Below are 13,009 nucleotides of genomic sequence, written 5' to 3'. Positions count from 1 at the left end.
TTCGCGTGATGTCCCCGTCCGGAAACATCCAGAACCTAAAAATAGATATGATTATTTTTTCTGTCGAGAGAGCCGAGGGAGCGCATGGCACGGGCTGCGAGCGAGCGAACCGCACCACGGCAGGAGAGGGCTCTGCGCACGCGCGCCGAACTGCTGCGGGCGGCGGCGGAGGTCTTCGCCGAACAGGGCTTCTCCAGGACCAGCCTGACGAAGATCACCGACAGGGCCGGGGTCACCCTGGGCGCGATGTACTTCCACTTCAGGAACAAGGAGGAACTGGCCCGGGAGATCGTCCAGCAGCAGCCCGAGCGGGTGAACCCTCCGCTGGAGTCCACGGGACTGCAGTACGTGGTGGACATGACGCTGAGCTGGGCCTACCAGATGCTGCAGAACGTCTTCCTGCTGGCTGGCGCCAGGCTGGTCATGGAGCAGGAGTTCTTCATGGAGCGGGGCGAGAACTCGCACCAGCAGTGGACCGACGTGCTGGCCGAGGGCCTGGCGGCCGGCCAACGCCGACGGGAGGTGCGTGCGGCGACGGACGTGGACGCCGTGGCGCGACTGATCGTCAACGCCTGTACCGGGGCGCAGATGCACGCCTACCTGGAGTCGGGACGACAGGACCTGCCCCAGCGCGTCATGGACATGTGGCGTGTCCTGCTTCCCGCTGTCGCCACCCCGGGTGCGCTGGGCAAGATCGAGGTGACCGAGGAACGAGGCAGGCCCTGCTGAGCGCGACGGTGTGACGTCGTGCCGGCAGACACCACACGACGGGGGAGTTCGTCCATGATGCTCGCGGAGAAGACGATCATGATCACGGGGGCGTCCAGTGGCATCGGCGCCGCCGCGGCGCGGGTGTTCGCCGAACAGGGGGCGCACGTGGTGCTGATGGCGCGCCGGGCCGGGCTGGTCGAGCAGTTGGCCGAGGAACTCGTGGCCGGCGGGGCGCGCGCGCTCGCGGTACCGGGTGACGTGACCTCGGACGACGACGTACGGCACGTCGTGACCGAGACGGTGCGGCACTTCGGCCGTCTCGACGCGGCCTTCAACAACGCGGGCTGGGGAAGTGCCGGGCTGCCCCTGCACGAGGTGCCCGACGCGATCTACGACCGGATCATGGACGTGAACGTGCGGGGTGTCTGGAACTGCCTGCGCCACCAGATACCCGTGATGCTGGAGCAGGGGACGGGCGGGGCGATCGTCAACACCTCCAGTACGGCGGGCCGGTTCGCGACCGGAGCGGTCGCCCCCTACGTCGCGGCCAAGCACGCCGTACTGGGACTGACCAAGGCGGCCGCGGCCGACTACGGAAGCCTTGGAGTCCGCGTCAACGCCCTGGTCGTGGGCAGTACCAGGACCCCGCTCATGGAGGAGAACGTCGACCTCGAGGCGTCACCCGCCGGGCCGTTCCCCCAGCGGGCCATCCAGCAGCGGCTCGGCGAGCCGGCGGAGGTGGCGCACGCCGCGGCCTGGCTGTGCAGTGATCTCGCGTCGTTCGTCACCGGAGCCGCGGTCGCCGTCGACGGCGGGGTGGGCGCCATCTGACACCGGGGCGGACCGGGCGGCGTCCCTACGCCGGTCGGCCGTGGCCCGCCAGAGCGTGTGCGGTGCCACGCGGCACCGCGCTCGCCACGGAGGCCGGCCTGTCGCGTTCGGCGCCCGGGTGCGCCCGGCCGCCCCCGACCGGGGAAGGCGAGCGGGGCGGTGAACCGGCCAGCGCCCGGAAGGCGTGTGCCGCGGACACCAGCGTCATGTAGTGGTGCCAGCCCGGATAGGAGCGGCCCTCGAAGTCCAGCATGCCGAAGCACTGCTCCAGCTCGCGCACCGCGTCGTCGGTGTCCGCCCGGTGCTCGGCCAGCGCGGACAGCTCCGTCGGCTGCCGGTGCAGCATGTTGGTGATCCAGAGCGTGGCCGGGCGGTGCGGGTCGGCGAACAGGCGGTGGACGCGCCCCGTCCCGGGCCGGGACGTCCCCGCCTGGGGCAGCCGGACCAGCGTGCTCAGCATGCGCGCGTGCCGGTGCGCGCCGTGCGACAGACCGCCGACGACGGTCCGCGCGTGCAGCGTCCCGGTCCGGTACAGGCTGTGCTGGGCGCTCAGCGGGGTCGGCGAGGCCGGCGCGCCGTCGCCGGCGGAGGGCAGGGGCAGGACGGGGAAGTCCGCGGGGACGGTGGCCATGAAGTCGTGGGGCCGACGGGACAGGAGGTGGACGAGACCGGCTCCCTGTCTGCTGTCGCGCACATCGGCGACCAGGGGGGCCGGACTGACGTCGGTGCACCGGCGCAGCCGGTCGACCATGTCGTAGGCGTCGGCCCACATGGGCAGCGGCCGGGCCTCGTGCGGGATGCGGGCCCGCCGGCGCAGCCGGGGCAGCGTCCAGTGCTCCGGAATGTGCAGCCGCCAGTCGACCGGCACGGTGGACCGGCCGTCGGTGGCGAACAGTCCGATGCCGACCTGGCAGTTGATGGTCTGGCCGAGGCGGGGGACGAAGCGCCGGTGCACTCCGCAGGAATGGTCCCCCCGCTTGGGCAGGACGGTGGTGGCGATCGTCCAGGCGCGGGGCCGGAGCCGCTCCTCGACCCAGCGGGCCAGCTCGTGCCGCACCGGCTCCCACTCCCAGGGGCTGGAGTTGATGAACTGCTGGAGCGACTGCGAGGCCGTCGGCGAGTCGGTGACGGCGGCGGCCAGGCGCCGGACGGTCTTCTTGCCCGGCGCCGTCAGTAACCCCTGCAGGTAGGCCTGGCCCCAACGACGCTGGTCCGCGCGGGGCAGGTGGGCGAACACCCGGTCGGTGAACAAGTGGAACTCGGCGGGAACGGAGGGCGCCTCGGGCGTCGTCGGGTGGACCGGGGGCATGTGGATCCTTCCGTGGGGGGTGGGCCGTCGGGTGAACGTCGGGGCGAACGACGGGGTGGGTCGGGGTCGGTCGTGGGGTGGGGCGAGAGGTCGGTCGGAGGGTCGGTCGGGAGGCCGGTCGGGGGAGGCCGGTCGTGAGTCTGCCCCCATAGAATAATTGGAACAACTATGTTTTGTGGATGGGGAACCGGACAACGTCTCGCGGGACGAAGTGCGGTCAACGCGCCTCCAAGGGCACCAAACACGGGCCATAACAGGCCATGGGGTGTGTGATGACGAGAACGTGGACTTGATGCGACGAACGCGCGACCGCGACGCTGTGCGTCCCGCCTGCGAGATCGCTCGAGCCCGTCGGCTGCGCCGCTGCGGCGTCACTGGTGCGCGCCGGGACGCCGCAGCCCTGCGACCCCAGGGCTCTCGTTGCGTGACCGCAGTCCTGGAGCGCGGCGGCTGACCCCACCGCCGCGGCCGACGAGCAGCTAGCGCCACGGAGCATCAGATGCAGGAAAGAGCAGCGCGGACGCGGCAGGCTCTTGTGCGGGCAGCCGCAGCGGAGTTCGACCGCCACGGCTACGCCGGCACGTCGCTGGTGCAGGTGTCCCGGAAGGCGGGCATCACCACCGGTGCCTTGAGCTTCCACTTCGGCACCAAGAGCCAACTGGCCGATGCCGTGCACGAGGTCGGATGCGCGACCGTGCGGGACGTCGTCGGCCATGTCAGGAGCACCGCACGGCCGCCGCTCGAGGTGGTGGTCGAACTGACCCTGCGTCTGGCCCGGTTGCTGGAGGACGACACCGCCGTGCGGTCGGCGGCCCGTCTGGCGCGTGAGCGGCCGGGCGTCCACCCCGGCTGGTCGGCCTGCTGGCTCCAGGACGTCCGCGATCTCGCCCGTCGGGCCGAGCGGGACGGCCAGTTGCGTGAGGGGACGTCTCCCGCCGCGCTGGCCGGTCTCGCGGCGTGTCTGCTCACCGCCACCGAGACGAACATCCGCGTCGCCCTGTGCACGGCGCGCAAGCCGGACGCCGCCGAGCAGTTGTGGCAGCTGTGGCGGATAGCCCTGCGCGGCATCCGCGCCGACCGTCCCGTGTGACCCCCGCCCGCGTCCCCCGGCAGCCGCGCGAACCGTCCCGTACGGCCCTCGCCCGCGTCTCCCTGTCTCCGGGGACGCGGGGCGGGACCCCGGTCCGTCGCCCCGTGCGACTTCAGCATGTCGGCATTGCGGCCGCGGCGCGCGGATGGTGAACCTGGGTCCGGTCCGCCCGGGCACGGGGGCCGCGACGCGCGGCCGGCGAGGGCGGACCGCGACGCCACGGCGATATCGCACCCCGTGCGGGACGAACACACCCCGAATTCATTTCCGGCGCATTGTGTTGGGCAGGCTTTTTCTGCGCGCGGCCGGGGTTTGTCGCAGCTCGTGAACGGCATGACCCAAAGTGCGCGAAGGATGTCACTTACCCACCTCGCCCCATCTCTCCGCGGTGGCAAGGATGAAATCCCCAAAGGTTCCTCAGGAGGATTGATGACGAGACCTGAACGCGTTGACGCAGTGGTCGTCGGCGGCGGCATCGCCGGATCCTCGCTGGCAGCGGCCCTGGCGGGGGACGGATTCGACGTACTGCTCCTCGAACGGCAGACCGTCTACCGGGACAAGGTGAGAGGCGAGGTCATCAATTGCTGGGGAGTCGAGGAACTCCTCCAGCTGGGCCTCGAAAAACACCTCCTGGAAGCCGGTGGAACCTATGTCGACCGTTTCATAGGATTCGACGAGATAGTCGACCACGAAACGGCACGGGCCAGGGCGTTGCACCTGGACGAAATGCTCCCCGGAATTCGGGGGGTTCTCGACGTGGGACACCCCGAAGCGTGCGAGGCGCTGTCCCGCGCGGCCCAGGAGGCGGGCGCCACCGTCGTGCGCGGGGTCGGCGACGTGCTGGTCACCGGCGGCCCCCACCCCGCCGTGCGGTACGAGCACAACGACCTCGAGTACGAGGTCCCCTGCCGCCTGGTGGTCGGGGCCGACGGGCGGATGTCCACCGTGCGCCGCCAACTGGGCATCGGCCTGACCCAGACCCCGCCGAACTCCCTCGGCGGCGGCATGCTCGTCGACAACCTGCACGACTGGCCCGTCAACGTCACCTCGGTGGGCACCGAGGGAGACCTGCTGTACTTCGTCTTCCCCCGCGAGGGCGGCCGCGCCCGCCTGTACCTGCTGCACGACACCGCCCAGAAGGGCCGCTTCGGCGGCCCGGACCGCCAGGCGGAGTTCCTGCGGGCCTTCCAGTTCGACTGCATCCCCGACAGCCACATGTTCGCCACGGCCGTGCCCGCCGCGACCTGCGCCTTCTACCCGATGAACGACGCCTGGGCCGACGCGCCCTGCGCTGAGGGGGCGGTGCTGGTCGGCGACGCGGCCGGCTGGAGCGACCCGGTCATCGGCCAGGGCCTGTCGATCGCGCTGCGCGACGCCCGGATGGTGCGTGACTGCCTGCGCTCCGGCAGCACCTGGAACCCAGGGCTCTTCGAGCCCTACGCCCGCGAGCGCGCGCTGCGCATGCACCGTCTGCTGGTCTCCGGCTCGGTGCGCACCACGATGAACATGACGTTCACCCCCCAGGGCATGGCCCGCCGCAAGGCGTACGCCGAGGTGTGGCCCACCGACGAGGTGCTCGCCGGATCACGGCTGGCCACCTTCAAGGGGCCCTTCCACGTCCCCGCCGAATCCTTCGAACCCGAGGTCATCGAGCGCCTGTTCGCCCTCGGCTGACGCGCCCCGAGCACCCCGCACCCCGACGCAAGAGACATCGCCCCGCCAGCGGGTGACCCGACCCGAGAGGAACCGCATGCACGTCAAGACCGCGGCCGACGACGAACTGATCCGCAAGAACGGCTGCGACATCCGCCAGCTCTACCCGTGGGACGGCGTGGTCACCCCGCCCTGGAACAGCACCCTGTGCTCCATCCGGCCCCAGGAGTCCAGCACCCCCCACGGCCACGACACCGACGAGACGTTCATCTTCATCAGCGGCCAGGGCCGCACCCGGGTCGGCGACGAGGAGCGCGAGATCGTGCCGGGAGACGTCGTCTACATCCCGCACGGCACCCGCCACATCGTCACCAACACCAGTGAGAGCGACCCGCTGACCTTCGTCAGCATCTACTGGCTCCAGCCGGCCCGGTGAAGGGGGAGGGCCTGTCATGACCGCCGCCCCGCACGGCGCCGAAACCGGTCGGCGACGCATCAACGTCACCTTCTCCCCTCCCACGCCCAACGGCGACCTCCACCTCGGACACCTCTCCGGGCCCGTACTGGCCAGCGACGTCTGCGCCCGCTCCCAGAAGATCCACGGGCACGACGTGGCCTTCGGCACCAGCACCGACGACAACCAGACCTACGTCGTCACCACCGCCGAACGCATGGGCACGGAGCCCGAGTCCCTGATCCGGCACGCCTTCGACAGCGTCACCAAGACCCTGGAACTGGCCGGCGTCGACGTCGACCTGTTCGAGCGGCCCGACGCCGACTACACCGCGTTCGTCAAGGACTTCTTCACCCACCTGTGGCGCCACGGTGCCTTCGAACGCCGCGAGGTGGACCTGCCCTACGACGCGGCCGACGGCACCTACAAGGCCGAGGCCTTCGTCACCGGGCGCTGCCCCACCTGTCTGGCGCACGCCCGGGCCGGAGTCTGCGAGGCGTGCGGCCTGTACAACCTGCCGGGCGCCCTGCTGGCCGTGGCCGACTCGGCCTCGGCGCTGCCCCGCCGCCCGGTCGCCATCTGGGTCCTGGACCTGGAGCGCTACCGGTCCCTGCTCACCCACTGGTACCGGACCTCGGACGTCCGGCTCCGCCCCGACCTGGACCGCGTGGTCACCCAGACCCTCACCGGGCCCGGGCCGCTGCCCTACATCCCGATCACCTACCCCGGCTCCTGGGGGATCACGGTGGACTGGGACGGACCCGACAGCCCGCCCCAGGCCATCAACGCCTGGCCGGAGATCTACACGGGCCACCTGTACTGGCTGCGCCGCGCCCGCGAGGGCCGCCCCGCCGGCTGCGACGAACTGGTCCAGTTCATCGGCATCGACAACGGTTTCTACAACGCCTTCGTCTACGTCACGCTGTCGCTGCTCGCCGCCCGCCACGGCCTCCCCGTGGACCTGCCCCGCACCCGCACCCTCACCAACCAGTACTACCTGCTGGAGGGCCGCAAGTTCTCCACCAGCAAGGGCGACGTGCGCTGGGCCGGGGAGTTCCTGGAGAGCACCGGACGCGACCGCACCCGGTTCGTGCTCTGCCTGACCAGCCCCGAACTCCAGCAGTCCGAGTTCAGCGAACCGGTGGCCGCCGCCACCCTGGCCACCCGCTTCGACACTCCGCTGGAGACCATCAGCCGGACGCTCAGCGCCGCCCTGACCGGTCGCCGCGTCGACGCGGAGCCCTCCGCCTGGTGGACGACGGCGCTGGACGCCTCACGCCGACGGTTCGAGGACGCCTACCGCCTGGAGACCTTCTCCATCCGCAGGGCGGCCGAAGCGCTCGCCCTCCACCTGGAGGTCCTCGCCCTGCGCTGCGCCGACCTCGACGTCGACGACCCCGGCGACGTCTGCGGCGCCCTGCAGTTCCTGTGGACCCTGCGCATCCTGGCCTGGCCCGTCACCCCCGACCTGAGCGAGCAGGTGGCAGGCGCGTTCGGCGCCTCCACCACCGCGGCCGCCCCACCCCTGCTGGCCGAACTCGACGACCGGCCCACCGGAGCCTTCACCGGCCTGGTCGTCGCCCACGCCGCCCCCGCACCGCAGTAACCCTCCCCAGCCCGAACCCGCACACCACTCAGAAGGAGTCGCGCCATGCTGCGCACGTTCATGCACTCGAAGATCCACCGGGCGACCGTCACCGACAGCAACCTCAACTACGTCGGCTCGATCACCATCTCCCCGGAACTGCTCGAGGCGGCCGAGATCGGCGTCCACGAGCTGGTGCACATCGTCAACATCAACAACGGCGCCCGTTTCGAGACCTACACGATCCTGGACGACTCCCCGAAGCCGCCGGCCGGACAGATCGTCATCAACGGTGCCGCCGCCCGGCTCGTCCAGCCCGGCGACAAGGTCATCATCATCAGCTACACCCAGTTGACCGAGGAGGAGCGCGTCGGCTTCAAGTCGCGCGTCGTCCACGTCAACGAGGCGAACGAGATCACCGAGACCACTCTGCTGGGCTCCTGACGCCCGCCGCCGAGGCGGCCGACAGACACGGCCCGCACCAGTGACAGCCGGGCGCCGGGATCCCCCGGCGCCCGGCAGGTGACCGGCGTCCCTCCCTGCGTTCCTGCATGCACGACAAGTCGAGGATGCGTGACCAGTGACGAAACAACAGATCCACCCCGTATTGGGCATCGGATTCGGGCCGGCGAATCTCTCCCTGGCCGTGATGCTCGACGAGCTCGGCCGTCTGGGCGACGCCCACTTCATCGAGCGCTCGAACCGCTTCCAGTGGCAGGACGAGCAACTGCTGCCCGGCGCGGACATCCAGAACAACCCCTTCCGCGACCTGGTCATGCCGCGCAACCAGGACAGCCCCCACACCTTCGTGAAGTACCTCGCCTCACGCGGGGCGCTGACCGACTACCTCCACCTCAACACCAAGTTCCCGCTGCGCCGCGAGTACGCCGACTACCTGACCTGGGTCGCCGACTCCCTCCCCGCCTCGGTGGACTACGGCCAGGGCGCCACCCAGCTCTCCCTCCAGGACTCCGACGACGGCGGTGAACTGTTCTGCGTCGAGACCGGACAGGGCCGGCGCTACCTCGCCGAGAGCGTCGTCATCGGCACCGGCCGCTCCCCCCGCGTCCCGCCCCCCTTCCTCGCCGGCATGGGCGGGACCGTCTTCCACTCCAGCCGCTACCTCTCCTCGATCAGGGCCCTGGGAGACCAGAAGCTGCGGGTGGCCGTCGTGGGCGCCAGCCAGAGCGCCATCGAGATCGTCCTCGACCTGCTGGAACGCCCCAACGTCACCGAGGTCGTCTCGATCCACCGCAGCATCGGCTTCCGTCTGAAGGACACCAGCCCCTACAGCCGCCAGGTGTTCCTGCCGGAGTTCGTCGACTACTTCCACCCACTGCCGTCCGCGGCGAAGAAACGTCTCCGCACCGAGCTGCGCTCCATCAACTACGCGGCCTGCGACCAGGACGTCATCGACCGGCTCGTCGGCATCCAGCGCGAGTACGAGCTCATCGGCTCCGACCGCCTGCTCATGCGGCCCTTCACCGAGGTCGTCGACGTCGGCACCGCACCGAACGGCTCCGCCCACCGCCTGACGGTGCGCGACATCAACCACCTCACCCACGACAGCCTCGACGTGGACGTCGTCATCCTGGCCACCGGCTTCAAGGACTTCGGCACCGGCCCGGGTGACGAGCCCTACCACCCGCTGCTCGAAGGCGTCGCCCACCGCCTCCCGCTGGACGACGAGGGCGTCCCCGCCGTGGGACGCGACTACGGGATCGAACTCAAGACCCCGGAGTCCAGCCCGCGGCCGCTGAAGCTGTACCTCAACGGCCTGTGCGAGGCCAGTCACGGCATGGGCGACGCGGGCGCCCTCGCCATGCTGTCCGTACGGGCCTTCGACATCGCCGAATCCCTTCTGCTGCCCGACCGGGCGCCGCAGCCCACGCCCGAACGGGCCCTGCGGTGACCGCGCCCCGCGCCGCGGCGGACGTCGTGGTCGTGGGCGGGGGGATCATCGGCCTGGCCGCCGCCGAACGGCTCACCGCCCACGGCGCCACCGTGGTCGTCGTGGACGACGCCGCGGGGGCCGGCGGGGCCACCGGCGCCTCCGGCGGCCTGGTGCGCGCCTTCGACCCCGGCGGCACCCACGCCGCCTGGGCCGCCGAGAGCCTCACCCGCTACCAGGCACGCGGCTGGCACGGCACCTGGCCCGCCCTGCACGCCCAGGGCAGCCTGACCCTCGTCGACCACGGGCAACTCGCCGACGCCGCCGGGGCACTGAAGACGCTGGAGGCCCACGGCCACGAGGCCGACGTCCTCACACCGCGCGAGATCACCCGGCGCTTCCCCCGCCTCACCGTGCCCGACCACCTCCTCGGCGTCCTCGAACCGCACGCCGGATGGCTCCCGGCCGCGGACGTGGCCCGGGCGATCCGCCGCGACGCGGGCCCGCGGCTGCACCTGCGCACCGCCCGCGTCACCCACGTCCTGCACTCCTCCTCACACGTGCACGGAGTGCGCACCTCCACCGGCCCCGTGTACGCCGACGCCGTCCTGCTCGCCGCGGGAACCGGCAGCACCGCACCGGCCGCGTCGGCGGGCGTGTCCCTGCCGCTGCGCACCAGGGCCGTCGGCTACTGCCTGTTCCGCACCGCCGGCCCCGTCGACCTGCCCACGGTCGTCGACCGCACCACCGGGGCGTGGCTGCGCCCATGGGGTGCCTACGACACCGTGCTGGCCGGGGTCGTCTCCGACCGCACCGACGTCCCCGCCACCGTGCGCGACGGCGTCTCACCCGCCGAGGCGGACCGCGTCCGCACGGTCGTCAGGGACCGCTGTCCGGCGCTCGCCGACGCACCCCTGGTCGGCGGGGTCACCGCCCACGACGCCTTCGCCCCCGACGGGCCGGCCGCCGTGCGGACCTGGCCGGACCCCGCCGGACTGGTCACCGCCGTCGGCTGGAACGGAGGCGGCTTCAAACTCGCTCCGGCCGCCGGCGCCGACGCGGCCGCCCGGCTCCTCGAGGTGCTGAACCGATGAACGACGCGACCACCTGGCGCCTGAACTCCACCGACGAGATGCTGCACCAGGCCGCCGTGTCCCTGGGCTCCTCCCGCGTCGTGCAGGTGCTGTGGCGGCTGCCCGGGCCGGTGCCCGCGCGGGCGCTGGAGGACGAGTGGCGGCGTCTCGACAGCGGGCTGCTCAGTCGGCGCGCCGTCCGTGCGACGCTTCCCGGCGCCCGCCGCACCTGGACGCCCGCCCCCAACGCCCACCCCCTGCACCTCGACCAGCGGCCGCTGACCGACACCACCGCACCCCAGTGGATCGACACCCAGGTCAAGGCGCTGCCGGCCGGCGACTCCCCGGCCCTGTGGCGGCTGGCCGCCGCCCCCTACCACGACGGCTGCCTGGTCTCCCTGACCGTGCCGCACTTCCGCAGCGACGGAGTGGGCCTGCTCAACGCCGTCGCCGCCCACACCCCGGCCCGCCCACCGCGCGGGCCGCTCCACAGCGACCTGGCCGAGGCGCTCGGCCAGACGGCCCGGGCCCTTCTCGAGACGGCCGGCTGGTCCCTGCGCCTGGCCCGTGACCCGCGACGACGCGCACAGCTGAGCGCCGCGCTGCGCCGCGCCGGCACCCGGCCGCCCGACGGGCCGGCCGAGCCGCCCGGGCCGCCCGGCACGGGACCGCAGTTCTTCAGCACGGCCCTGGTCACGGTGGACGCGGCCGCATGGCAGGAGCAGGCCCGTCGCCACGGCGGCACGGTCAACAGCCTGTTCCTGGAGGTCGCCGCCAACCTCGTCCGCTCCCGGGTCCCGCGCCCCGACGGCGAGGCCGTCCGCGTGGGCATCCCGATGAACCTGCGCCGCCCCGCCGGCGACGAACGGGCCAACGCCCTGGTCGTCGTACCGCTGCTCCTGCCCGACGGTCCGGCGCACCACGGGGACCTGCACCGCACCCGGCAGGCGACGAAGGAGCTGTTGAGGGACTCCGGCGCCCACGACGCCACCCTCGTGCCCGAACCCCTGTGGCACCTCCTGCCCGGCCGGCAGGCCGCCGCCCTGAAGAACCCCGGGGCCCAGCAGACCGACGCGGTGGCGTCCAACTTCGGGGACGCACCGGACCGCGTCGCCCGCTTCGCCGGCCGCACCGCCGACTCCATGGCCGTACGCACCATGAACGTGCCCGGCCTGATGCCGGACAGGGCACGGCTGCGGGCCTCACTGTGCCTGTTCCGCGTGGGGCGGCAGATGTCCGTGACCGTCACCGGCATGCCCACCCACTTCGGCGACGCCGACTCCCTGCACCGCCTGGTCGTCGAGGAGTTCGCGGCGTGGGGGCTGACCGCACGGCCGTGGTGGTCCACCACGGTCCACGAAGCGAAGAGAGGCTGAACGATGCCCGCGCCCCAGCGACCCGCCCATCCCGAACGCTGGTTCCGTACGATCCCGGACTCCTCCCGGCTCGCCCGGCCCCGGCTGCTGGCCCGTTCCCTGATCGACGTGGCCGACCTCGACGAGCACATCGCCTTCTACGAGCGCCTGTCGGGCACACCGGCCGACCTGCGCATGCCCATCCCCGACTTCGGCGGCCTGGAGCTGGCGGCCGTCGGCGACCTCCTGCTCATCGCGAGCGCCCGCGCCTTCACCCCGATCCAGCGCCGTACGTCCTACTCCCTCATCGTGCCGTCGCTCTCCGCCCAGCTGGAGCGGCTCTCCGCCACCGGCACCACCGTCCTCGAACCGCCGGAGCCGATCCTGCCCGGCGCCCGGGCCCGGGTCCGCCACCCCGACGGCACCCTCGCCGAACTGGTCGAGCACCGCCCCTGGGACGGCGAAGCGCCCCGCCCCCCGGCGGCCCGCGACGACCTCGCCCCCACCGGCGTACGGCTGCTCGCCCGCCGTGCCGTGGCGGCCGGGGAGTTCCCGGCCGCCGTCCGGCTCTACGAGACGCTGCTGCAGACCACCGCCGTCGTCGCTCCCGGGGCGGACGGGCCGGGCAGGGCACGGACCGCGATCGTGGGGAACCTGCTGGTCGTGGGCTCGCCGGCACCGATCGCGCCGGACGCCCCGCAACCCCGGGTCGCCCTGATCGTGCCCGCGGCCGGCCCTTCCTGGGCGAACGATCTGCCGGCCGCCCGCGGAACCTCGCCCGCCGACGACTCCCGCGCACAGAAGACCGTCCTGCTCGCCGGGGACCTGACGGCCGAGGTGTGGAGCGCGGACGACGTGCCCGACCCCGAGATGAGCCTGCCCGGGCAGGTGCCGACGGGAGCGCGACATGACTGACCTCACGCACGACACGGGGACCGGGGGGCCGACGCCGGGACCGGTCCGCGGGGCGAAGGATGTTCGTCGTCTCGATCGGGTGATCATCAGGTTCGCGGGTGACTCGGGTGACGGGATGCAGCTCACCGGGGACCGGTTCACC

The 13,009-nt window shown here is 72.2% G+C and carries 11 protein-coding genes and 1 pseudogene; 11 read left to right on the top strand and 1 reads right to left on the bottom strand.

Going from position 1 to position 13,009, the window contains the following annotated elements:
* Positions 1-84 precede the first annotated feature (84 nt).
* Both ACZ4YY_RS22160 and ACZ4YY_RS22155 read left to right on the top strand, forming a co-directional pair.
* The gene (locus ACZ4YY_RS22160; protein WP_468292742.1) at positions 85-729 is read left to right on the top strand and encodes a ScbR family autoregulator-binding transcription factor; all 645 of its coding nucleotides are present in this window, start codon (positions 85-87) and stop codon (positions 727-729) included.
* 57 nt (positions 730-786) lie between these two features.
* Complete coding sequence (locus ACZ4YY_RS22155; protein ID WP_468293223.1) at positions 787-1,542, top strand: SDR family NAD(P)-dependent oxidoreductase; 756 nt, start codon at positions 787-789, stop codon at positions 1,540-1,542.
* Between the two features lie 142 nt (positions 1,543-1,684).
* Here the strand turns inward: ACZ4YY_RS22155 and ACZ4YY_RS22150 are convergent.
* Positions 1,685-2,851, bottom strand: a pseudogene (locus ACZ4YY_RS22150) (IS701 family transposase); the annotation flags it as partial.
* A 499-nt stretch (positions 2,852-3,350) separates the two neighbouring features.
* Between ACZ4YY_RS22150 and ACZ4YY_RS22145 the strand changes: the two are divergent.
* The 9 genes from ACZ4YY_RS22145 to ACZ4YY_RS22105 all read left to right on the top strand — a co-directional run bounded on the left by ACZ4YY_RS22145 (position 3,351) and on the right by ACZ4YY_RS22105 (position 12,867).
* Positions 3,351-3,941, top strand: a complete 591-nt coding sequence (locus tag ACZ4YY_RS22145; RefSeq protein WP_468292740.1) for a TetR family transcriptional regulator — start codon at positions 3,351-3,353, stop codon at positions 3,939-3,941.
* Positions 3,942-4,370: 429 nt separating this feature from the next.
* Positions 4,371-5,615 carry an FAD-dependent oxidoreductase gene (locus ACZ4YY_RS22140; protein ID WP_468292737.1) on the top strand — a complete coding sequence of 415 codons (1,245 nt, stop codon included), beginning with the start codon at positions 4,371-4,373 and terminating at the stop codon, positions 5,613-5,615.
* A gap of 76 nt (positions 5,616-5,691) precedes the next feature.
* Positions 5,692-6,030, top strand: coding sequence for a cupin domain-containing protein (locus ACZ4YY_RS22135; RefSeq protein WP_468292734.1), 339 nt, complete (start codon positions 5,692-5,694; stop codon positions 6,028-6,030).
* A gap of 16 nt (positions 6,031-6,046) precedes the next feature.
* Positions 6,047-7,654: a class I tRNA ligase family protein gene (locus ACZ4YY_RS22130; protein ID WP_468292731.1), complete on the top strand. Its 1,608-nt coding sequence runs from the start codon at positions 6,047-6,049 to the stop codon at positions 7,652-7,654.
* A gap of 45 nt (positions 7,655-7,699) precedes the next feature.
* The gene (panD, locus tag ACZ4YY_RS22125) at positions 7,700-8,077 is read left to right on the top strand and encodes an aspartate 1-decarboxylase (RefSeq protein ID WP_468292728.1); all 378 of its coding nucleotides are present in this window, start codon (positions 7,700-7,702) and stop codon (positions 8,075-8,077) included.
* A gap of 136 nt (positions 8,078-8,213) precedes the next feature.
* Complete coding sequence (locus ACZ4YY_RS22120; protein WP_468292726.1) at positions 8,214-9,545, top strand: SidA/IucD/PvdA family monooxygenase; 1,332 nt, start codon at positions 8,214-8,216, stop codon at positions 9,543-9,545.
* The gene (locus ACZ4YY_RS22115; RefSeq protein WP_468292723.1) at positions 9,542-10,618 is read left to right on the top strand and encodes an NAD(P)/FAD-dependent oxidoreductase; all 1,077 of its coding nucleotides are present in this window, start codon (positions 9,542-9,544) and stop codon (positions 10,616-10,618) included. The genes ACZ4YY_RS22120 and ACZ4YY_RS22115 overlap by 4 nt, the downstream gene beginning before the upstream one ends.
* The gene (locus ACZ4YY_RS22110; RefSeq protein ID WP_468292720.1) at positions 10,615-11,973 is read left to right on the top strand and encodes a hypothetical protein; all 1,359 of its coding nucleotides are present in this window, start codon (positions 10,615-10,617) and stop codon (positions 11,971-11,973) included. The genes ACZ4YY_RS22115 and ACZ4YY_RS22110 overlap by 4 nt, the downstream gene beginning before the upstream one ends.
* 3 nt (positions 11,974-11,976) lie before the next feature.
* Positions 11,977-12,867, top strand: coding sequence for a VOC family protein (locus ACZ4YY_RS22105; protein ID WP_468292717.1), 891 nt, complete (start codon positions 11,977-11,979; stop codon positions 12,865-12,867).
* Positions 12,868-13,009: the final 142 nt, after the last annotated feature.

It is taken from the genome of Streptomyces sp. NPDC030143 (assembly GCF_055573695.1).
This window is presented reverse-complemented; position numbering and strand designations above follow the sequence as displayed.